The sequence below is a fragment of the Photobacterium iliopiscarium genome, assembly GCF_003026395.1.
GTDB classification, from domain to species: Bacteria; Pseudomonadota; Gammaproteobacteria; order Enterobacterales; family Vibrionaceae; genus Photobacterium; species Photobacterium iliopiscarium.
In genome coordinates this window covers 58,445-81,428 of the sequence record NZ_PYOO01000001.1, presented here as the reverse complement: position 1 = coordinate 81,428, position 22,984 = coordinate 58,445, and the positions used below count along the sequence as shown (strand labels likewise).

Sequence of the window (22,984 nt, the reverse complement as noted above, 5' to 3'; positions counted from 1 at the left end):
TACCGCCCGCGCGTTGCAGAGTTATTATTTTCATTGGTGCTTGTAACCCTCAAGCTCGCGGTGAATAGATTGTGGGTAGCCATCATTTCTCTATTTCCAAAAATATATGACTGTCCTATGTTTCTAAAAAAATTACTTGCCGAATCTTATACCGCATAAACATCATTACCGTTCAGGTTTCTATAAAGGATCTGCTGGTAAGATGGAAACAGACAATATACAAAAGGCTATAACCAACATGAGGTTCAAATGATCCGCTGAAAAAGCAGGACTTAATCATCATTTGGTTATCGCTATTAACGGGATAAAGGTTACATGTGCATAATGATCGGAACATCATTATATAAATGCGATTTGTAACCAAAGTCATTGCAACACTAATCAAGAACGAAAAAGCACTCACCATTTTTGTGGTAGTGATGGATAGACTCTGCAGGACATTAATTACTCAGCGAAGTCAGTATCCTATCTAGTCGCTTTTTTATACCGCGCTTTTAGTAAGTAACTATAAATAAAATATTCTTATGACAATAATCAAACAGCTTTCATTAGCAGCAACCATCGCTGCATTATTTACCTCTAGTACAGTATTTGCCACACCTAGCAACAATGCAATGAACACTATGCCTAATAGTGATTACTTCGCGGCAACACAATACAAAGCAGCTCAAGCTCCACTCAATAGTTTCGGTGCTATTGATGTAAAAACCAGTATTCCAGAAAATATACAAGTGCCTGCTGCACCAGTAGAAGCTGGTGGCAATAATGGGATCCCAGAAACACTGGTGCAAAAATGGGTTCAGGCAGGAATATTCTCACCTCAAGTTGAAGCACGCGCTTTCATTTTAATGGATGCCAATACGGGACAGATTATTGCCTCTAACGATGCTAACATGCGTATGGCCCCAGCCAGCACCACTAAGTTAATGCTCATGTACATTGTTGAGCAAAAACTGGCCGACGGTGTAATCTCACTCGACTCAAAAGTACAAGTACCAGAAGTCGCGTGGCGCACGGGTGGCTCAAGAATGTTCTTAAAGCCCGGCTCTTTTGTTTCAGTGAAAGATCTTATCTCAGGTATGATTGTTGAATCGGGCAATGATGCCGCTGTAACACTGGCAAATTACATAGCGGGTTCGCAATCTTCATTCGTTGCAATGATGAACGCGACAGCCGTTAAGTTAGGTATGCACAATACCCACTTTACCACTGTCATGGGTCTGCCTGCGCCAGCACATTTCTCAACCGCTTATGATCTTGGGCTGCTCGGACAACACATCATGAACGACTACCCTCAATACTTTCATTTTTTCAGTCAAAAGTATTTTGAATACAATCATATCCGCCAACCAAATTTCAATCGTTTATTGTTCACTTATCAATATGCGACGGGCATGAAAACAGGCAGTACAGAAGCGGCAGGCTACTCGCTGGTAAGCTCTGCTGAGATACCCAATAACCCAATGAAGTTGGTTGGCGTTGTTCTAGGCACCAAATCACTGAATGATGTTGCCGCTCAAAGTAAGGCACTATTCAATTACGGCTTCCATTTCTTCAAGCAAGACACCTTGTATGCGGCAAACAGTAAGCTTTCTGAACAAAAGGTTTGGGGAGGAAAACAAGATATTGTCTCTCTAGGCCTTGATAAGCCACTAACCTTGGTTCTTCCTTCCAGTGTTGATGAGAAAGGTCTGGTAACTAAGCTTCAAATTGACCGTGATATCAAAGCACCGGTTGAGAAGGGTGAGAAATTAGGCGAAATTACCGTAACCTATAAAGATAACGTTATTCAATCAAAGCCACTTGTCGCGCTCAACAGCGTTCAACAAGGCGGCTGGTTCACTCGAACTTGGGCAAGTATCTCATTATATTTCCATAACTTGCTAGCATCTTACGGTCTGTAAACTTTAAAATAACCGCAGCAGCCATCATACAAATAAAGCCAATACTCTTAGTCGAAAGTGAATAAGGTATTGGCTTTTATTTGGATATAACAATGCCTAAAAAATAATGGACACCCATAACTTTTTATCTCGCTGCTGCCATTCTCAACAACACATGCCCGTGTCCAAATGACGTCATTCCCTACAGTGAATGCCCGCGAGGGCGATAGGGAATCTACTACCCGCGCGTTGTAGAGTTATTTTTTCGTTGGCTTCTCTAATGCTTAAATTCGTGTTGAATAGATCACGGTTAGTCCTCAAAAAAATATGGCTGTCCTATGTCTTGTATTCAGGTGAATAACGTTACAGCTGTTATTCTCAAAAACACATGCCCGTATTCAAATGTCGTCATTCCTTACAGTGAATGCCCGTGAGGGCGATAGGGAATCTACCATCCGCGCGTTGTAGAGCTATTATTTTCGTTAGTGTTTGTAATGCTCAAACACGTGCTGAATAGATCACGGTTAGTCCTCAAAAAAACATGGCTGTCCCATATCTTGTATTCAAATTCCGTCATTCCCTACAGTGAATGCCCGCGAGGGCGATAGGGAATCTACTATCCGCGCGTTGTAGAGTTTTATTTTCGTTGGTGTTTGTAATGCTCAAATGTGTGATGAATAGATCACGGTTAGCCCTCAAAAAAATATGGCTGTCCCATGTTTTTCCTCAAAAATACTTTGAAACATATATTTGCAACCAACAGCATGATACTTATGAGTTAAATGGAATATTATTAGCGTAATTTATGAGTGTGTTTTTGCGTAAAAGTAAGGATGCTTATTAATGAATTGTTATATTTACAGAAGGATTTTATATATGTGGCAAGCAAGACGCAGATATTTAGATGGTTATGAAGCAAAGCCATTTAATTCAAATACGGATGATAGTCAGGCTCAAAGAGATAGGGCAAGAATCATTCATTCTTCTTCATTTAGGAGATTACAGTCAAAGACTCAAGTTTTAGGAATTGGTGAAAGTGATTTTTACAGAACACGACTAACTCACTCATTAGAAGTCGCACAGATTGGATCTGGAATCTGCGAGCATTTACGTGAAAAGTATAAGGGTAGAGAAGATTATCTTGAGTGGATTCCAACACTAAGCCAGATTGAAGCAATTTGTTTAGCTCACGATATAGGGCATCCTCCATTTGGGCATGGTGGAGAAGTTGCTTTGAACTTCTATATGAACGATCAAGGTGGTTTTGAAGGTAATGGGCAAACATTAAGAATTGTTAGTAGGCTTGGTGAGTATTCTCCAGATTGTGGTTTAGACTTAACTCGTAGAACAACGTTGGGGTTATTAAAATATCCAGTATTACATAAAGAAGTAGCGGATTACTCCAGTATATGTGGTTGTAAAAATAAGATTAATATTGATGGCTATAAACCACCAAAGTGTATTCATGATGATGATAGTGATATTTTAGATTGGATTCTTGATGGAATTCCTGAAAATGACAAATTGTTATTTAGGACACCAATAACTGATGAGGATGGTGTTTCTGGAGCACAATTTAAAGGTTTTGACACATCAATAATGGAGTTGGCTGATGACATTTCTTATGGAGTTCATGATTTAGAAGATGCATTGGCTCTACAATTGGTAACTTTTAAACAATGGAATGATGAAGTTATAACAAAGATGGGAAGTGATAATATCATACATGGTGATATTGATTTCTTTAATGAAAAACTCTTTTCAGAATCAAATAAAGACCGTAAGCATGCAATTAGTAAGTTAATCGGTTATTTTATACCTAGCATTGAGGTGTATGAAAAGACCGAGTTTGAAACGCCATTGCTTAAATATCAGGTAAAAATGTCTGACGAAGCAAAATCATTGCTTAAACTATTAAAGACGTTTGTATTCAAGAATGTAATAAAAAGACCAGAAGTTCAAACTTTAGAGTATAAAGGGCAACAAATGGTTCTTAGTTTGTTTGAAGTTCTGCAAGAAAATCCCAAGCGTTTACTTCCTGTATCTACTTATAAAAAGTATCAACATTCAACGAATAAAAAACGAGTAATATGTGACTATATTTCAGGTATGACAGATAGTTATGCTACTAAGTTGTATCATAAGCTATTTAGTCCTGATATAGGCTCTATATTTGACCGAATGTAAATAGAAATACTGGGCACCCATAATTTTATCTAGCTGTTGTCATTCACTGTAGGGAATGACAAAGGTTGGACACTGGCAAGTATTGTCGGGAGAGTAACTATACTTGGGCTGGCTTGAGAAAAATGTAAAAATATATAGTACCCATGCTTTTCTTTATTCCTATTCAAAGACATCATCACCGTAAAGTATTCAAAAAAAGCCGCTAAAAAAGCGGCTTCTTTATAGTAATGCTACAACTACATATTCTGATTCAAATCATCAGCGCTGTCAGAAATATCCTGCTCGCCAATAAAGCCACCCGTCTGATGCGCCCATAATTGTGCATAAATTCCATTTTGCTGTAATAACTCAGCATGAGAGCCTTGCTCAATGATTTGACCTTTATCAAGAATGATTAACAAAAAGAATGGAGACCCATAACTTTTATCTCTCTGCTGCCATTATCAACAACACATGTCAGTGTCAAAATATCGTCATAAACCAGATAACTGTTCGTTGTGAATACATTGATTTAATTATAGAATCAGCAAAATTTATATGCATGTAAAGATATATTACCTGAAGGATTAACTGTTATGGCAAGGCCACGAGTTTTCGTTAGCTCAACATACTACGATTTAAAGTATGTTCGTGCCGATCTTCAACGTTTCATTGAAGATCTAGGATATGATCCTGTCTTAAATGAGAAAGGGCATATCCCTTATGGCTCAGATGAAAAATTAGAGACTTACTGTTATAAAGAAATTGAGCTCTGCGATATTGTTATCGGTATTGTAGGTGGTCGATATGGATCTGATTCACATCACAATAAAGGCTACTCAGTTTCTAACGTAGAGCTTCAAAGTGCAATAAAGAAAGGAAAGCAGTTATATGTTTTCATAGATCATCAGGTTATGACTGAATATAGGACCTACCAAGCGAATAAAGATAATGACACGATAAACTATGCTTCTGTCGACGACCCAAAAGTATTCAAATTTATTGATGAACTATTTAACCTTCCAAACAACAATCAGATCCAATCATTTAACTCAGTAATGGATATTACTTGTCACTTAAAAGAGCAATGGGCTGGCTTATTTCAACGGCTTTTAAGTGAAGAATTTAGAAAGCGTGAACTTGATATTATCGATGAAATTAACTATACATCGTCAACTTTGAAGTCACTAGTGACTTATTTAACTGAGGAAAAAGAAAAGGGTAATACGACAATAGAAAATATTCTTTTGAATAATCACCCAGCTTTTGAAGAGTTACGTAAAAAAATATCTTTAGGCCACAGAATTTTTTTCCAAAATAAAAAAGAGCTTAGGGAAATACTTGATACGGTTGGTTACTTTGATTGTGACTTCTTTGGAGAGGGCAATATAGACTATGTAAAGAATGGCATAAATTTAACCATCTCAGATGATATCTTTGACGAGCAACAGAACCTAAAGATTTTCACCCCTGAAAATTGGAAAGATGAGTACATTTCTACCAAGACTTGCTCACCGCCTCCACCTCCGTCAAGAGCACCAAGACCACCAAAACCACCAAAAGCTACAGATGATGATATACCGTTCTGACGGAACTGAGTAGATAAAAGAGATTAAGTGAAAGCTCTTAATTATTAGGGCTTTTACTTTCCAACTGAGTTAAACATTTTTCATAATAAGGAATAGGCACTTTATCCGTTTACGATAAAGTAACGGATATTTTATAATATGTGATGGTTCTTTTTTTGGTTATAAATAATCATTTTTGGATCTACTATCTAATTATATTTATACTCTTTTATATAATATCGTCTCCTCCACGATTTATATAATCTGGATACTGTTAAATATATGAAGTTTTTAGCGTTAGGGGACGAGTATGGGTATTTATGGTTTTAAAATCGTTTCTAGTGAAACATAAAACAACCATATATTGTTGAAAAAATAGAAATAATGGCTACCCGTGATCTATTCACCACACGTTTGAGCTTTACAAACACCAACGAAAATAATAACTCTACAACGCGCTGTGAATAGATTCCCTATCGCCCTCGCAGGCATTCACTGTAGGGAATGACAAAGTTTGGACATTGGCAGGTGTTGTCGGGAGAGTAACTATAGTTGGACAAGCTAGAGAAAAATGAAAAAATATATAACACCCATATTTTTCTCAATTCCAATTCAAAAACATCACCATAAAGCATATAAAAAAAAAGCCGCTAAAAAAGCGGCTTCGTTATAGTGGCACTACAGCTATATATTCTGATTCAAATCATCAGCAGCAACTGAAATATTTTGCTCGCCAATAAACCCACCTGTCTGATGCGCCCATAATTGCGCGTAAATACCGCGTTGCTGTAATAACTCAGCATGAGATCCTTGCTCAATGATTTGACCTTTATCGAGGATAATCAAACGATCCATCGCGGCAATGGTCGATAAACGGTGTGCAATCGCTATGACGGTTTTGCCTTGCATCAATTTATTGAGGCTTTCTTGAATGGCCGCTTCAACCTCAGAATCTAACGCTGATGTAGCTTCATCTAGAATCAATATTGGTGCGTTTTTAAGTAATACTCGTGAAATAGCAATTCGTTGACGTTGACCGCCAGACAGTTTAACGCCACGTTCACCCACTTGAGCATCATAACCGACGTTACCAAAGGAATCGGTGAGCGTTTCAATAAACTCATGGGCATGTGCTTGGTGTGTTGCCGCTAATAAACGTTCTTCACCAGCATCAGGCGCGCCATAGAGAATATTTTCACGAATGGAGCGATGCAGTAATGAAGTGTCTTGGGTGACCATACCTATGTTACAACGTAACGAGTTTTGAGTGACAGAGGTAATGTCTTTGCCATCAATGCGTATTTGTCCGCCTTCAACATCATGGAAGCGCAATAATAGGTTAACTAAGGTTGATTTACCTGCGCCAGAGCGACCGACTAAACCGACTTTTTCACCGGGCTTAATGTTGAGGTTAAGATGGCTGATCACGCCTTTGTTCTCGCCATAATGGAAGCTAACATCATCAAATTCAATGCCACCTTGAGTGACGTTTAATGGTTCAGCATCAGGGGCATCTTCAATCGCAATTGGCTTTGATAAGGTTTTCATGCCATCAACTACCGTACCGATGTTTTCAAATAATGCGCCGACTTCCCACATGATCCACATCGACATGCCGTTGATCCGTAATGCAAGGCTGATAGCTATTGCGATTGCACCCACTTGAATTGCACTGTGCATCCATAAATAAATCGAGATCGCAGAAATGGCAAACAGCAGGGTATAGTTAGTTAATTGAACACAGAAGTTAAACCCTGTTACTAATCGCATTTGTTGATGCACAGTGCTTAAAAAGCCTTTCATGCCTTTTTCAGCATATTCAGTTTCACGTTGATCGTGAGAGAATAATTTAACTGTTGAAATATTGGTGTAGCTATCAACAATTGAGCCCGTCATCGTTGAACGTGCGTCTGCTTGTTCTGCTGCAATGTGTTTAAGTTTAGGTACAAAATAAAGTTGAATACACACATAAGCGGCTAACCAAAACAGCATTGGTAACATTAACAGCCAATCCGCTTGGGCTAAAATAACCAGCGATGAGGTAAAGTAAACCGCAACATAAACAAACACATCAGCAGTTTTCATTACTGTTTCACGTACAGCAAGCGAGGTTTGCATAACCTTGGTCGCGATGCGGCCAGCGAAATCATCTTGGTAGAACGACACACTTTGTTTGAGTAAATAACGGTGCGCGAGCCAGCGAATCGACATTGGGTAGTTACCCAGCAACGATTGGTGGGTGATTAATGATGAAATCAATACCAGTGTTGGCATGACGACTAAAATCACTAATCCTAACCAAAATAGACTGGTACCATTTTGAGCCAGAAAAGTATGTGGATCACTTTCGGTGAGCCAATCAACCAATTTTCCCATGAAGCCGAACAATACCACTTCTAAAATAGCAACCGTTGCACTAAGCATGGCCATTATAATCAATGGCTTTTCAAAACCACGGCTATAGTAGCGACAAAAAGCGATAATACCCTGTGGTGGTTGCTCAGGATCTTGTTTCGGAAATGCTTCTGTGAAATTTTCAAAGCGTTTAAAAAAGCGTTTAAGCATGGTTCACCTAAGTTGATGAAAGGCGCAATAAGCAAATTAACGGAAAGTAGAGATGAGTATTATGCCGTGGTTAACGACGATTATTTAATAACAATAATGGAAGAAAAAGTGTTGTTATTGTATGCATTACTTTAATCGGACTCAACAATTGTGATATTTTTAATGATGAAAGTATTAACTGGATAGCAAAAAAAAGGTTATGGCAATGCAATGTTGTAATAACCACAATTAAATAGAATAACGATTGATAGTCGTTATAATAAAACATTAATAAATCATGGTGTTATTTGTTCTTTATTGTCAATAACGATCCATTCTGTTTACAGTGTAAAACAATAGGTAATATATGAAATATAAAGGCACTGTTGTGCAATGGAATCATCAAAAAGGCTTTGGCTTCATTCAACCTCAAGCGGGGGGGGGAGAATGTGTTTTTTCATATTAGTGCATTGAGTGATCGTCAAAGTCGACCGCGGATGAATGAACGTGTTTCTTATGAGCTAAGCGTTGATAATAAAAATAAAAAGTCAGCGAAATCAGTCATGTTTGTTAAAGCACATTCAGGACTTGATAAATACACCGCGCCAATGAGTAAGGCCCAAGGATTCAGTGTGTTGTTCCTCGGTTTGGTTAGCCTTTGTGTGTGGTTATTTCAGTGCTCGTATTGGGTATTAATTGGTTATGTCTGTTTGAGTATTGTAACCTTTGCTGTATATGCCCATGATAAGCGAGCAGCACAAAAAGAGGCATGGAGAACCAAAGAAGCGAGCTTACATTTATTGGCATTAGTAGGTGGTTGGCCTGGTGCGTTATGGGCGCAGAAAATCCTGCGGCATAAATCGCAAAAACAACCGTTTAAAGCGATTTTATGGTTAACGATTTTTGTCAATATTAGTGTCTTTATTCTTGTATTTACACCGCTAGGACAGCAATGGTTGCATAACTTTATTGCTTCTATCGGGTATTAATGACTACGCTGTTGATGCTTGCAATGTAGGCACTAATAACCAAAGGAGAAGTAACGGCTTCTCCTGTTTAGCTTTAAATGAAAACAACGATAAAGTCTTCATTGGGGATGGTTAGTGCGAAACAGTTTTTGATAAAAGGTTAACCACTAATACACCCGCAATAATTAATCCAATACCAACAATAGCGGGTAAGTCTAAACGCTGACCATAAGCAAAATAGCTAATGGTTGCGACCAGAACAATGCCTGAACCACTCCAGATTGCATATACAATACCCACTGGCATGGTTTTTACGGTGACAGACAATAAAAAGAAGGCAATCGCATAACCAGTAATAATAATCACACTGGGTACGAGTTTCGTAAATTGCTCTGCTTTAGGAATAAATGATGTGGCAATGACTTCAAAAATGATGGCAATGGCTAATGCAACCAGTGGTGGCATTGAGGTTAATAATTTAAACATGTGAAATTTCTGTACTGATTGGAAATACGTATTTTAAAGGGATTTTTTGTATTCGACTAGAGTAAATTTACGTAATTGATATTTGCATTGTTTCAATAATGCGCAGAGATATGCAATGCATTTTGCTATAATAATTGTTTTTTATTAACGGGTAAATATTCCAAAAAAGGATATTAATATATAAATGCAGGATGGAAAGGTATTATTTGGTGATATATATTAATATGTTTTGAGTGTTTGATGTTGGTATATAACTTGCTTTGTATATATTGTCATTGCTTATTTTTACAATGGAAGTAGAAATAAAAGATGGAGCGAGAACAGTATGTTTTATTATTTCCTTTTTGTAGCCGACATTATTAATAATGTCGGTTTTTTTTATTTGAAAATTGTACATTTTTAATTAATTCTATTTTGGTTACATTTAATGATAGAATTTAACAATCATTGGCTGTTTGCTATTGAGGCATATTAAACAGCTAAATTATAATATTCGGTGGAGGTCGTTAGTATGAATGGATCTGTAATACGAAATTTGAGCTTAAGTTCAGTTATGCTGATTGTCGCATCAGGGTGTGCGAGTCCTGAGGTTGCTAAAGAAACCGTAATCGCGGATACGCAACGACCAGTGTTAATTATCAAGCCAGTTGAGTATAAAAAAGAAGTTAAACCTATCTCTGTGCCAACATCAACATCAACGGCAACATCAAAGTCAAAGGTTATTGATGGTAAAGCGTCTTATTATGCCAATATGTTCCAAGGGCGAAAGACAGCCAATGGACAAATTTTTGATCAAGGTAAGCTTACCGCCGCCCACCGTACATTGCCTTTTGGTACCAAAGTAAAAGTAACTAATATCAATAATCATAAAAGCGTCATTGTTACTATTAATGATCGTGGTCCTTTTATTCGTGGACGTATAATTGATCTATCAAGCTCGGCATTTAAGGCTATTGGTAACCCTCGTACTGGTGTATTAAACGTTACTATGGAAATTTTAAAATAAGCGTATTGAGAGATTGATCGCGAGATTGATTATTGAGGCTGAGCCATATAATAAAAAAGAGCGCATGAGCGCTCTTTTTTGTCGAACAGTGATAATGAGATTAGAAATCTTCGTCGTCACCACTGAAATCACCACCAAAGCCGCCGTCGGTATCACCAAAACCGCTATTGTTGGCAAAGGTATCGTCGTTGCCAAAACCACTGTCGTCACCGAAACCTGAGTTACCAAAGCCGTTGTCATCACCGCCGAAGCCTGAATCACCAAACCCACCGTTGTTATCGCCAAACCCTGCATCACCAAAACCACCAGTGTAATCAGAAGCAAAGCTGTTTGAGTCATCATTTAAGAAGCTTTCATTATCAGCTTGTGGATCTGTGGTTGCGTCTGCTGCTGTATCTGTTTGTGCCGTGTCGGTTGCTGCGGTATCTGTTGCCGCATCTGCTGCTGGCGCTGGATCGGCCGCTGCTGTTTCTGCTGGTTTATCATCAAACAGCATATTACTGATCACACTACCTGCAACCATACCCGCCGCGACACCTGCTGCTGTTTGCATGAAACCACCAAAAGCACTTGGTTGGCGAACTGGTTGTTGTGGTGGTTGTGGTGGCGCTTGACGAGAACCACCAAACATACGGCTCATAGTGCCACGGTTTGATTCTTCTTTGTAATATTCAGCGTTTTTCTCTAGGTAATCGTTCTTTTCTTTTAATTGCTTTAATGCCATTTCTTGTACAAGAACAGCTTGTGTTAGTTTGTAAATAGCATCTGGTTGTGCGCCAATTTCAGTGTTAATAAATTGCTCTGCGTCCGCATCTTTTTTGCTTTCAGGGCTTTTTTGAAGCTTAGCAGCAACGCTTTGAATCAGTTCTTTTTCTTGTGGAGTCATGATTATTACCTTCTCAATACCCTGTCATTGGTAGGGCGTACCGTTGCTTGGTCGATAGTTGTTTTGTTAACATCAACCTTGCTAAATAAGATTATTCACAAATTATAGTATTCCCATACCGATGTTGAATAGATGATGAATACACCATCATAATTTGTAAATCGAAATAGAATGCGCGAATACTGTATTACGTTCGCTGTACTACATCTACAGTTTGCTACAAGAAATTTAATTTAGTTTGTTACTATCTGTAAATGGGTACTGAAAAATGTATTATCAAGCGTAATAATACAATTTATTGATTGACAGGTAATAGGCTTTTATCATTGAGCGCTTTGTGTAGTGACCGTGTTGCTTATTATAAAGGCGGATACGGTAAGACAAAGGGGAGGGGGAAGATTGTATTACTAACGAAGAATATTGTTATCGTGACGCCAATCCATGATTGTCCATTCTTGCATTTGGGCATGCATCGCTAGCATGGGATCAGGATTAACGGCAAAGGGTTTATTGACTAAGCTAAGTAAGGGTAAATCATTGATTGAATCACTGTAGCCATAACTGCCTTTGTAACTGTGTTTTTGTTGTTGTAACCATAGCTTTAAACGTTCAACTTTTCCCTCTTTAAAACTTAATATGCCAGTTGTTTTTCCAGTATAGACACCGTTGTTTTGTTCTACTTTAATCGCAATAACATCATCGATGCCAAGGGCTGCGGCTATTGGTTTAACCAGATGTTCGCTCGTTGCTGAAATGATTAAAATATGATCACCTCGTTTTCGATGCCATTCAATACGATCAAGTGCCTGAGGGTATATTGCTGGAGTAATAACCTCATGAATAAAATCATCAACCAGCTGTTTTATTATGTGAGGGGTTTTTCCTTTTAGCGGTTCAAGCGTTGTTGTCATGTAACTCGCCATATCAAGCGTGCCTTTAGCATAGGCAGCTATCATGGCTTGTTCATGAGTCAACAATGAAAGAGGAGCCAGTCCTTTTTTAACAAGAAAATGGATCCATAAGCGAGCTGAGTCTGCGGCGATAAGTGTTTCATCTAAATCAAAAATAGCAAGATAAAATGGCATTGCTACTTTGATGTTCATGGTTGTTTGAGTTGTAAATGACAAATTTAATTCCTTATTTTTCGCGTTGTTATATTTATAGTTAATATGTAATGAGTTTTAGAGTAAAAAATAACGATGACATTTTCATGATGCTTAAATGTTGTTTTTATTACATTCGATGGATAAAGTTATTCGTTAGAAAGTATGGGTTATGCAATATAAAAATGATCTTATGTTCTTTCTATCATTGAGGGTGTACTTTAAATCTTACAATATAGGTCTATTTAAAAGGAATGACGATGAGTAATACCATAGTTACTATTATTGCGAGTTGCATCAATGATCTTGATCTTGCTGTTGAATTGGCAGAGCAGCAGGTTGTTGTTACTGATATTGAGCAAATCCAAATTCAATTAGCGAATAACACTACTGTCGTCTTTCAAAAAGATGCGGCCTTACAGCATTATCTAAATACGCTTTTAGGCACAAATTTAAAGCGTGTGTTTAGAAATAATACTCATCAGCTTAATCACTTAACGGAAAAATCAGTCAATATAGATGGCATATTATTATTATTAAAAGACGATGGTGATTGGTTACGGATGCAATCTGACGGGGGAACGTTAGCAAAGCTTTAATGTGATAAGCGTTATTTGCGGCCAATCTAGAATGAATGCGATAGATTGGTCATTAAATGACATGTTAACTGATCACTTCGCATATACGCTTATTATTGGTGTAATAGTAGCGGTGGTGGCTATCGGGTGTTTTGTCTGCAAACGCTTTATCAATAACATAGGGTGTACCTTTAGCAAATAACCAGATGAATTGCTCAATGGCTTCATCAAATTGCGCTTCAGTCGCGTGCAGAACGGGACGTGAAAATTTAAATTGAGTGATCATTGTTGTATCGACTATTGCACAACGCTCAAAGTCATTAAAGCCAAGTCGTTTGAGATCGGGCTGTGGTATTCCGCCGGGTACCATGTGAGAGGGTACTGTCAAAACAGCTTGAGTAAGATTCATCGTATATTCTTCCTTATAATACCAATCTATCTATATATAATTTTAACTGAGTTTGTGGCTTCTCTCTAGTTTTAAATATAAATAATCGTATTCAATATAGTATGGAACTTATTAATATAAGAGGGGAATGATTAATTGCTAATAATATTTGAAATCAGTTAATTATTCGTTTTTTAGAATGAGTTCGTATATATTCAATGAACGTTAGATTTAAGGATAAATCATGTTTATTAAACAGACTAAAATTGCGTCATCTTTATTATTTTTATCTTCAGTTGTTTCTTCTTCTGCTTTTGCGACTTCATCCGATATACCGACAACAACCCTTTTTTACGGTGGCCCCATTATTACAATGGAAAAGGCACAACCAATAGCAGAGGCTGTTGTCACGAGTCAATATGGCAAGATTGTTTATGTAGGCTCTGAGAAAGAAGCATTAAAACAATACCCTGATTCTAAAAAGATGGATTTGAATGACAAAGTACTAATGCCTGGTTTTATTGAACAACATCTACATCCTTTCTTAAGTGCATTAACATTAAACATGCCAGTTATTGCACCAGAAGAGTGGCAGTTACCCAACAAAACATGGCCAGCAGTAACAAATCATGATGATTATATTGCTGCGCTCATGGAGCAAGAAAAAGCATTAAAAGATCCTAATGAAACATTATGGACATGGGGATTTAATAACTATTTTCATGGTGAATTGTCACGTCAAGAATTGGATAAGATCTCAAAGACCCGTCCAATTGGGGTATGGCATCGCTCTGCCCATGAGTTTTATGTTAATTCAGCTTTTATTGAAAAATATAAGTTAAACCAAGCGGATGTAGATAAGCTTGGTAAAGAAGTTGCCGCTCAAGTTTATTTAGATAAAGGACATTTTTTAGAAGGTGGCGCATTAATTTATTTATTACCACGAATTGGGCGGGATCTTGCGAATAAAGAGCGTTTTACCGCTGGACTAAAGCAGATGGTAACCATGTTACATCAAAAAGGTGTAACGGCTTATAACGAGCCTGGTGCTTTTATTCCTGATTATATGATTGATACTTATCTTGATGTTTTAGGTAGTGAATCAACGCCTATGTATTCATTTTTTACACCTGAAAGTAAAACGCCTTATTTTACAAAAGGGAAAGAGGGTGTCTTAAAAGAAGTTGAGAGGATTACAACGACGCTCCCTGAAACGGGAAAAGTTCGCTATTTTGATAAACAGATTAAATTATTATTTGATGGTGCGATCATTTCACAATTAATGAAAATGAAAGACGGTTATCAAGATGGACATCATGGTGAATGGATTCAAACACCAGAAGATGTTGAAGCGATCACTAAGATCTTCTGGGAAAACGATTATCAAGTATTAGTGCATGTAAATGGTGATCTTGGGGTTGAAAAACTCATTGGCATTTTAGAAAAACGCCAAGCAGAATACCCACGTAAAGATCACCGTTTTACCATTGTTCATTTTGCTAACTCAACCGATGCTCAAGTGAAGAAGCTAAAATCTTTAGGCGTAATTATTAGCGTTAATCCTTATTATGTTACCGGTTTTAGTGAAAAATTTGGAGAGGTCGGTTTAGGTAAAGAGCGTGCTCATGCGATGGTACGTTTAGCAACGATTGAAAAAGAAAACATTCCACTCTCACTTCACTCTGATGCTCCTATGGCTCCATCTGATCCATTGCTGTTGGCGTGGAGTGCAGCTACGCGCATTACCAACTCAGGGAACGTCGTACGCCCTGATTTAGCTTTATCTCGTGATGCAGCATTGCGTGGTATTACGATTGAAGCGGCTTACTCTTGGGGACAAGAACAAAACTTAGGCAGTATCAAAACAGGTAAGATTGCAAACTTTACCATTTTAGAACAAGACCCTTATAAAGTTGAGTTGAAAAATCTAAAAGATATTCCTATTTATGGTACTGTTTTTGAAGGGAAATTATTTCCAATTGATAAATAACTATTAATGAAGAGCTTGAAAGAAGAGCTTTAATTCATAGTGCTTAATAAAAAGTACAGTTATAAATAAAAGTTATAGAAAAACCGCCTTCAAAGAGGCGGTTTTTTATGATTGATGGTCAGATAATTAATCTTTAACCCATTGATCATTTACTTTTTTCATTGATACGGTTTCATTAACAGTATCAACGGTTTGTCCTGCTTTGAAATCACCGTATTTTGCACTGAATGCAACAACCATAACTTCAGCGGCTAGGTTATTTTTTAATGTATGCAAAGCTGATGTCATGTCATCTTTTGCTGTGTCAGCCGTCGTATCTGTAGTCTTTGCTGCTGGCGTTTGTGGTTTAGTCGTTAGTGCTTTCATTGAGCTTTTAAATTCGTCTAAGCTTTTATTTGCAACTAAATCGTAGCTTACTTCTGCTTTGTAGTCTGTTTTAGTATCAAGTAATACTTTAGTAATCTTAAGGTTCTTCACTGCGAAAGGTGTTGTTTTTGCAGTAATACCTAGATTAGGTTGCTCATATTGACTTGTTTGAACAACATTAGTAATTGTGGACTCGTCAACTTTATCACTACAACCCGCTAAAAATAGTGTTGATGCGATAGCTGCGGCTAAAACAAATTTTTTCATTAATAATGCTCTTTGCTTGTAATAGATACCCAGCACAAGGTGTTGAACTGGCGTTTATTTATATTATACGTTACATCCAGTTTTATTATTGGATAAGTAATAATAGCGTTTTATTGCTTAATACTTCTATCATTATACTAATATTTCAAAATTGAACAACGTTTTATATTCTGATGTTGGTAATGTTTATTTTGCGATGCCACCTTGAGTGAGTTTTTTAGGATCTAATAATGATTCAAGCTCGGTGCGACTTAAATCTGTCTCTTGTTCTGCAACATCAATAATTGGGCGCTGTTCTTTATAGGCTTTTTTTGCAATAGCCGCCGCTTTTAAATAGCCAATCACTGGATTTAAGGCTGTGATAAGAATCGGATTTTTACTCAGCGCTTGTTTGAGATGTTCATTCCGGACGGTAAACGTAGCAATGGCTTTATCTGCTAATTGCACCGCAGTTGTGGCTAATAAAGTAATACTTTGCAATAAATTATAGGTAATAACTGGCAGCATTACATTGAGTTGGAAATTGCCAGATTGACCTGCAACGGTAATTGTTGCGTCATTACCGATGACTTGTGCTGCCACCATTGCTGCCGCCTCTGGGATCACGGGATTTACTTTACCGGGCATAATGGATGAACCGGGTTGTAGTGGCTCTAATTCAATTTCACCTAGACCGGCTAATGGGCCAGAATTCATCCAACGTAGATCATTGGATATTTTCATTATGGCAACAGCGAGGGTTTTTAATTGACCAGATAAAGCAACAACAGCATCTTGGCTGCTCATGCTATAAAAGAAATTGCTGCTAGTCGTAAATGGCACGGCGGTTGCAATCGCAATATTTTTAGCAAAAATAGCAGAGAAATGTGGGTGAGTATTGATGCCCGTTCCAACTGCCGTTCCACCTTGAGCTAGTGCGGATACATTTTCTAAAGCTTGCTCAATACCATACCGCGCATGTTCAATTTGACTTTTCCATCCGCCTAATTCCTGTCCAAACGTAATCGGCATCGCATCCATTAAATGGGTACGGCCTGTTTTTACACAGTCGCGGAGTTGCTGACTTTTATTTTCTAATGCTTGTTCTAAATGTTTTAATGCGGGTAATAATTGCTGGTGGCAGGTTATGGCAGCACTTACTTGGATTGCGGTTGGAATAGCATCGTTGCTACTTTGACCTCGGTTTACATCATCATTAGGGCTAATTGTTATGCCTAGTTGTTGTGAGGCTAGGGTTGCAATCACCTCGTTAGCATTCATATTTGAACTGGTACCCGATCCTGTTTGAAAGACATCAATCGGGAATTGATCGTAGTGAGCACCGTCAATGATCAGCTGGCAACTGTCGATAATGGCATGTGCAGTTTTATCATCTATCAATTGTAATTCAAGGTTAGTACGCGCTGCCGCTTGTTTTACATAGGCAAGCGCCTGAATAAAAGCATGGGGCATGGTTAAATTACTCATCGGGAAGTTATTAATTGCACGTTGTGTTTGTGCTTGATAAAGCGCGTCTTGTGGGACTTCAACGTCACCCATGCTATCAGTTTCGATACGATGTAATACGGACATAATGTTATCCTTTAAATTGGTGAAGTTTCATAATAGTAATGGACGTGGATTCGACGCTATTGTTACTTCTTACTATTAGACGATAAGTTATTATAGGCCACTGTTTAAGTGGATTTTTATTTATATCATAGTTTGCTAATACACTGTTATTTGCTGTGATATCAAACTGTTTTTATAATGTATTGTGTGTAGTGCATAATAAATAAAAATAGATATTTTCTGATTCATGGTGCAATTTTTGCTTATTTTAAAAGAGGAAAATATTTCTTTGGTTAATGTTAATACTAGCAATAATGCTATATAGGAGGGGAAATGATCAGACGTGTCAAAGTGCTATTTATTAGTAGTGGTATGTGTTGTTTATTACAAAGCTATGTTGTTCATGCAGATCCAGTAGATACAACCGTGGTTAAAATGTTAAGTGTTCCAAGTGCCATGAAACAACTTGAATCTGATGGTTATTACGATTTTAGAATGATTAAGATTGAACGTAAGCATAATGAAATTGCAGTAAAGGCGCGTAATAGAGTCGGTGATTCAGTTGAGCTAGAAATGGATTTATATTCTGGCATTATTTTACATGAGAAAACACACGGTGAAGAAATACAATAAAGTATGCAATGGATAAGCAAGGGGATTGTGTCCTTACTTATCCATTGTGATGCTATTCTTCGTCGTCAAATATTCGGCCTTCTAGGGAGTATGGATCGTTTTCATCATATAAATTATGATGGCCTCGAATACGTTTAAGTGTCTTTTCAAGAGCCTTAGCTTGTTCAAAATGACCTTCTTGATAGGCAATAGATATTTTTTGTTCCATATCCTCAATTCTATCTTGGTTATTCATTCTAATCCTCCCGTTTAGCGACTATTAAATATAGCGTCTTATTTATCTTATACTAAAATTTCAAATAATGAGTTGGGTGAATGATGAGATTTGATTAGTTGATTAGTCTAATTAAATAAAAGCATTCATATTTAAGCTTGTTTTATTACGTGGTCTTATCGTTAACACAATGTGTCATCATTATTTTCTACAATATAGATTTGTTGTTTTTTCTTATTCTTTTGGCGTGCTGTTTGCAATACATCAATCGCTTGCTGCAATACTGCGGCGGTTGTTTGCTCGGTATTCGCACTACACATCCCTGCGCTAACACTGACTTTGATGGCTTTTTTTCGTGGTTTCTTAACTGTTGTTGCTATTTGTTGTGGCTGAGGTTCGATTATTATGGGTGCTATCGTGTGTTTTTCTGAGGTAATAGCTTGTTGCAGTTGTTCTATTATGGCCTGACAGTCGGCTATTTTTTTATGCTCAAAAATCACAATAAACTGCTGCGCGACAAAATAGAGATGTGGGGATAGTTGAGTTTGCTCCGTTAAGATGGCGGCAATAGAACCTTGTATATCATTAATTGCTTGTGACTGATGCTTGTTAATGATGGTGGTTGGATTATCAATATCGAATACTGCAATGGTGTAATTGGCGGGTAATTGCGTTAACGCTTGTGCTAGTGCTCGGTGGTCTGCCAGTTGCGTTAATGGGTCACGAAAGCTTTGTTGATAGTGAGTATAAGTGAGATCGATTAATAGAAATAGCGCGCAGAGAATAAAGGCACTGCTTGAAATTAACTGGTAATGAAAAAAGATAAAAGTGGTTGTTGTTAATAAGCTACAGATAAAGATATGGCGATCAATTCTACGGTGATATTTAACCGCTAATGCACCAGCAGCACAACACACGGCAAGGTTAAAGATAATTAAAAGTAATGGTAGCGATGAAATGTTGTGGTAAGTGAAGAGGTGGATGTGCTGCCAGTTTGAAAAGTCTTGTTGATAGAAATAACCAATGGTGGCGCCAATAGCACATTGGATCATAAGCAATAACAAGAGGACGCCAGTGCCAACAGACAGTAATTTAGGTAAATGGATAAAACGCAATAAAAAGAGATTAATGGGTAACAAGGTTGCTAAAAGACAAAAGATTAATTTAGTGTCGGTATTCACTAATGATATTTGTAGCCAATAAAGAATAACGCTATAAGCGACCAACATAATAATGGCAATAAACCCGCTTTGAGCTTGAGGTTGCTTATAATTTAAGATAACAACAGCACCCAGTAATATAAAAGGAAGATTGATCCATAACTGTGAATAGGTAACGACAAACGGAGTGAAGAATGGATGAAAAATAATCATCAGAGCGGTGATAAGTAAGGGCAGTATAAAACGTGTATTGGGTGAGTGTAGGCGAGACAATAACAGCATTTAACAGTGAGCCCTAAACAGAAAACGTAATAGGCTATTAAGATAACAAATAAATAACGACAATAATTCGATACTGTCGCCATTTTTTGGTGTTTACACTTGAGCGGTAATGACTTGTAGAGAAAACGGTGTGTTATTTAATGAGGTAAGGAAATAATTGACGCATTTGTTCTGGGGTCAAGTTTTCAACACATTCGATATTACGATCTGGAATGGCTTCTGGGTTAGGGTAGTGCTTAATCACTTTTGCCATGCTTTCTTCACGAATAAGGTGAAATACCGGATAAGGTGAACGGTTAGTCAAGTTTTCTGCATCATCAGGTTCTGCACCATAGAAACAGTAATCAGGGTGGAAACTGGCAATTTGGTAGGTGCCACTTTTACCTAATTGAACCACTAGCCCTTCAATAAGATCAAGGAATTGATTGTAGTCATCAAATTCTTTAAATAAATAAGGAGCAACCACTAAAATCGTTTCAAGGGTTTCTGGTGGGGTTTCGTCTAACTCTTTGAACTGCATATAAATGGTTTCAAGCAGATCATTTTCATTATCGTCTTCGCTGACAAATATTCTGATTTGTTTATTGCGATTAGGCTTGGCGGCAAAAGGGCATAAATTAAGTCCGATGACGACATCTTCAAGCCATTGTTTTACTTGTTGCTCAATAAGTTGACAATTTTCTGATGTGTTGTTTATTTGATTATTGTTTTCAGGCATATTATTTGACATTGAGGGCTGACTTCTATTAATTATTTATATTGGAATAATAGTGTGCAAGGTGTAAAAAAGGCCAGCATTAACTGGCCTTGTATTGCAGTAAAGCCGATTTACAGCGTTATGCTTTTTCTGGTGCGTCTGTAGCTTTTTCCGGCACTGGTGTGACTTGTGGTGCTGGATATTGTTGTACAGGCTTTGCTACTAATTGACGTGTAGCCGCGCGAACTTCCGTTAGCTTCACATCAAATGTATCACCTAGTTGGTATTCTTTAACACCATCAATATTGATAATGCCAAGCTCACCGCTACATACAATACGTTCTTTGTTATCAACAATTAGCGAACCTGGAATAAATGCCGCTGCGCCATTTTCAAGTAGGCGTACACGCATACCTGCACGGTTAATATCAAAGATTTCAGCTTTAAAGACAGTTTCGTTTTTCACTGCATCTTTAAGTAAACGTACGTATAGCCAATCAGATACATCACGTTCTGCCATACGATGACGACGACGGTGATTAGCAATCTCATCACCTACGTTATCATCTGGTTTCTGTGTTGGCTCATTGCCTGTGATTAATGCTTTAAGTAAACGGTGATTGATCATATCGCCGTATTTACGAATAGGTGATGTCCATGTTGCGTAAACATCTAGACCCATTGCATAGTGCGGTGCTGGTATATTAGCCACTTCACTATAAGCTTGGAATTTACGTAAACGGTTATCAAGATAAGTGCTATCTAGTGTATTTAACCAACGACGTAATGCACTAAAACCTTCTAAAGTAACAATTTCTTCTTTAGTAAATGGTGCTTCTGCGTTAGTAATAAATTCCATTGCAGTATCAAGTTTTTCTTGATGAAAACCGCTATGAACGTTAAATACACCCGTTGCAAATTTTTCTTGTAAAGCACGACCTGCACAAATGTTGGCAGTGATCATCGCTTCTTCGATCATGCGATTAGCAATACGACGTAAATCGGTATGAATCGCGACTACGTCGTTATCTTCACTTAACTCAAAACGGTAATCTGGACGATCTGGGAATACCACCGCATTTGCCATACGCCAATCAGCACGTAATGTTGCAAAACCTTGTAGAGCAACAATTTGTTGTTCTATCGCTGCGTTTGGCATCCAATTATCACAATGCCCATTTTCAAGGAAGTCAGAAACATTGTCATAAGATAAGCGGCCTTGAGATTTGATCCATGCACCAAAGAACGTGATGTCATTCTGAATAACACCCGTATTATCGATAGAAACACGGCAGCATAGAACTGGGCGTTTTTCATTTTCGATAAGCGAACATAATTCGTCACTTAGCTCGCGTGGCAGCATTGGAATGTTACGGCCAGGAAGATAAATGGTAAACCCACGTTCACGTGCTTCATCGTCCATCTTATCGCCAACGGCAATGTAAGAGGTAGGATCAGCAATCGCAATGGTGATTTCATAGCTACCGTCATCTTTAGCGACAGTATATAAGGCATCATCCATGTCTTTAGTTGATTCGCCATCAATAGTAATGAAAGGTAAATCTGTTAAATCTTGGCGCTCAATACCGTCATCAAGCATGGTCCAACTATCTTGAGGTGCAGGTTCTGCATTCGGTAGTTGATGACGTGCAAGAGTGACCCACCAAGGTGCAATTTTGTCATTACTGTCAGTGATTTTTTGATTCACTTCGCAGAAAAATGGTTGATTGCTACCTGCTAGAGGGTGTTGAGTAAGCTTAGCAACAACCCAATCACCTTCTTTTAATGTTTCAGGATTAAGGCCTTTTATGGCACGTGCTTTAATCGCTTCTTTTAATTGAGGGTGATCTGGAATGACATGTAGGCGATTACGGATCAGTTTCACACGCCCAATAAAGCGTGTAATCGCTTGTTCAACAAGCTCTTGTGGTTCAGCAACTTCACGCTCTTTTTCAGTACGAAGAACGGCAATAACACGATCACCGTGCATAACGTTTTTCATATATGTTGGCGGAATGAAGATGCTTTCTTTGTTATCAGTTTCTAGAAAGCCAAAGCCACGATCCGTTGCTTTGATGTAACCTTCCTTTTTAGGAAGTGTTTCTTGTATTTGCTTTTTTAGCTGTGCTAACAGCGGGTTATCTTGAAACATTATGTCTGGTCTCAGATTATCGACATAGACACTATACGTTTTTGGACATATAAAACCAAGATTTGACTGTTTTAATTTTCATCTTGTATCATGATT

General features: G+C 37.8%; 20 protein-coding genes. 8 read left to right on the top strand and 12 right to left on the bottom strand.

All coding sequences use genetic code 11. The features are described from left to right. Positions 1 to 524: 524 nt before the first annotated feature. Positions 525 to 1,904 (top strand): D-alanyl-D-alanine carboxypeptidase family protein, encoded by a 1,380-nt coding sequence (locus C9J51_RS00370; protein ID WP_045040163.1) that lies wholly within the window; start codon positions 525 to 527, stop codon positions 1,902 to 1,904. A gap of 855 nt (positions 1,905 to 2,759) precedes the next feature. Beyond that, positions 2,760 to 4,070, top strand: coding sequence for an anti-phage deoxyguanosine triphosphatase (locus tag C9J51_RS00365; RefSeq protein WP_045040553.1), 1,311 nt, complete (start codon positions 2,760 to 2,762; stop codon positions 4,068 to 4,070). A gap of 236 nt (positions 4,071 to 4,306) precedes the next feature. Here the strand turns inward: C9J51_RS00365 and C9J51_RS19415 are convergent, their stop codons facing one another. Then, the gene (locus tag C9J51_RS19415; RefSeq protein ID WP_164838175.1) at positions 4,307 to 4,471 is read right to left on the bottom strand and encodes a hypothetical protein; all 165 of its coding nucleotides are present in this window, start codon (positions 4,469 to 4,471) and stop codon (positions 4,307 to 4,309) included. 174 nt (positions 4,472 to 4,645) lie between these two features. Here C9J51_RS19415 and C9J51_RS00360 point away from each other — a divergent pair, with 174 nt between their 5' ends. Further along, positions 4,646 to 5,638 (top strand): DUF4062 domain-containing protein, encoded by a 993-nt coding sequence (locus C9J51_RS00360; RefSeq protein WP_045040554.1) that lies wholly within the window; start codon positions 4,646 to 4,648, stop codon positions 5,636 to 5,638. A gap of 663 nt (positions 5,639 to 6,301) precedes the next feature. Here the strand turns inward: C9J51_RS00360 and C9J51_RS00355 are convergent. Next, positions 6,302 to 8,182 carry an ABC transporter ATP-binding protein gene (locus C9J51_RS00355; RefSeq protein WP_045040555.1) on the bottom strand — a complete coding sequence of 627 codons (1,881 nt, stop codon included), beginning with the start codon at positions 8,180 to 8,182 and terminating at the stop codon, positions 6,302 to 6,304. Between the two features lie 428 nt (positions 8,183 to 8,610). On the opposite strand from C9J51_RS00355, the gene C9J51_RS00350 reads away from it, so the two are divergent. After that, positions 8,611 to 9,150, top strand: a complete 540-nt coding sequence (locus C9J51_RS00350; protein WP_244907455.1) for a DUF1294 domain-containing protein — start codon at positions 8,611 to 8,613, stop codon at positions 9,148 to 9,150. 111 nt (positions 9,151 to 9,261) lie between these two features. On the opposite strand, the gene C9J51_RS00345 is transcribed toward C9J51_RS00350, so the two are convergent. Next, positions 9,262 to 9,594, bottom strand: coding sequence for an SMR family transporter (locus C9J51_RS00345; protein WP_181314811.1), 333 nt, complete (start codon positions 9,592 to 9,594; stop codon positions 9,262 to 9,264). Positions 9,595 to 10,126: 532 nt separating this feature from the next. On the opposite strand from C9J51_RS00345, the gene C9J51_RS00340 reads away from it, so the two are divergent. Beyond that, positions 10,127 to 10,621, top strand: coding sequence for a septal ring lytic transglycosylase RlpA family protein (locus tag C9J51_RS00340; RefSeq protein ID WP_107250787.1), 495 nt, complete (start codon positions 10,127 to 10,129; stop codon positions 10,619 to 10,621). A gap of 100 nt (positions 10,622 to 10,721) precedes the next feature. Here C9J51_RS00340 and C9J51_RS00335 read toward each other — a convergent pair whose 3' ends face one another. Both C9J51_RS00335 and C9J51_RS00330 read right to left on the bottom strand, forming a co-directional pair. Next, positions 10,722 to 11,507: a DUF2076 family protein gene (locus tag C9J51_RS00335; protein WP_045040556.1), complete on the bottom strand. Its 786-nt coding sequence runs from the start codon at positions 11,505 to 11,507 to the stop codon at positions 10,722 to 10,724. Between the two features lie 407 nt (positions 11,508 to 11,914). After that, a complete protein-coding gene (locus C9J51_RS00330; protein ID WP_244907454.1) occupies positions 11,915 to 12,634 on the bottom strand; it encodes an HAD family hydrolase in 720 nt (239 codons plus the stop codon). Between the two features lie 236 nt (positions 12,635 to 12,870). On the opposite strand from C9J51_RS00330, the gene C9J51_RS00325 reads away from it, so the two are divergent. Next, positions 12,871 to 13,209, top strand: a complete 339-nt coding sequence (locus C9J51_RS00325; protein WP_045037857.1) for a hypothetical protein — start codon at positions 12,871 to 12,873, stop codon at positions 13,207 to 13,209. Between the two features lie 64 nt (positions 13,210 to 13,273). On the opposite strand, the gene C9J51_RS00320 is transcribed toward C9J51_RS00325, so the two are convergent. After that, positions 13,274 to 13,597, bottom strand: coding sequence for a hypothetical protein (locus tag C9J51_RS00320; protein ID WP_045037858.1), 324 nt, complete (start codon positions 13,595 to 13,597; stop codon positions 13,274 to 13,276). A 223-nt stretch (positions 13,598 to 13,820) separates the two neighbouring features. Between C9J51_RS00320 and C9J51_RS00315 the strand changes: the two genes are divergently transcribed. Beyond that, positions 13,821 to 15,566: an amidohydrolase gene (locus tag C9J51_RS00315; RefSeq protein WP_045040557.1), complete on the top strand. Its 1,746-nt coding sequence runs from the start codon at positions 13,821 to 13,823 to the stop codon at positions 15,564 to 15,566. 126 nt (positions 15,567 to 15,692) lie between these two features. Here the strand turns inward: C9J51_RS00315 and C9J51_RS00310 are convergent, their stop codons facing one another. Together C9J51_RS00310 and C9J51_RS00305 are read right to left on the bottom strand one after the other, a co-directional pair. Next, positions 15,693 to 16,199: a hypothetical protein gene (locus C9J51_RS00310; protein WP_045037860.1), complete on the bottom strand. Its 507-nt coding sequence runs from the start codon at positions 16,197 to 16,199 to the stop codon at positions 15,693 to 15,695. A 186-nt stretch (positions 16,200 to 16,385) separates the two neighbouring features. Continuing rightward, positions 16,386 to 17,771, bottom strand: coding sequence for a class II fumarate hydratase (locus tag C9J51_RS00305; protein WP_107274776.1), 1,386 nt, complete (start codon positions 17,769 to 17,771; stop codon positions 16,386 to 16,388). A gap of 312 nt (positions 17,772 to 18,083) precedes the next feature. Here C9J51_RS00305 and C9J51_RS00300 point away from each other — a divergent pair, with 312 nt between their 5' ends. Next, a complete protein-coding gene (locus C9J51_RS00300) occupies positions 18,084 to 18,383 on the top strand; it encodes a PepSY domain-containing protein (RefSeq protein ID WP_231579432.1) in 300 nt (99 codons plus the stop codon). A gap of 52 nt (positions 18,384 to 18,435) precedes the next feature. On the opposite strand, the gene C9J51_RS00295 is transcribed toward C9J51_RS00300, so the two are convergent. The 4 genes from C9J51_RS00295 to C9J51_RS00280 all read right to left on the bottom strand — a co-directional run bounded on the left by C9J51_RS00295 (position 18,436) and on the right by C9J51_RS00280 (position 22,888). Beyond that, positions 18,436 to 18,618, bottom strand: a complete 183-nt coding sequence (locus tag C9J51_RS00295) for a hypothetical protein (protein ID WP_045037862.1) — start codon at positions 18,616 to 18,618, stop codon at positions 18,436 to 18,438. Positions 18,619 to 18,779: 161 nt separating this feature from the next. Further along, positions 18,780 to 20,039 carry a GGDEF domain-containing protein gene (locus C9J51_RS00290; RefSeq protein WP_045040558.1) on the bottom strand — a complete coding sequence of 420 codons (1,260 nt, stop codon included), beginning with the start codon at positions 20,037 to 20,039 and terminating at the stop codon, positions 18,780 to 18,782. Between the two features lie 133 nt (positions 20,040 to 20,172). After that, complete coding sequence (locus C9J51_RS00285) at positions 20,173 to 20,757, bottom strand: DUF1415 domain-containing protein (RefSeq protein WP_045040590.1); 585 nt, start codon at positions 20,755 to 20,757, stop codon at positions 20,173 to 20,175. A 118-nt stretch (positions 20,758 to 20,875) separates the two neighbouring features. Beyond that, the gene (locus C9J51_RS00280; RefSeq protein WP_045040559.1) at positions 20,876 to 22,888 is read right to left on the bottom strand and encodes an exoribonuclease II; all 2,013 of its coding nucleotides are present in this window, start codon (positions 22,886 to 22,888) and stop codon (positions 20,876 to 20,878) included. Between the last annotated feature and the right edge of the window lie 96 nt (positions 22,889 to 22,984).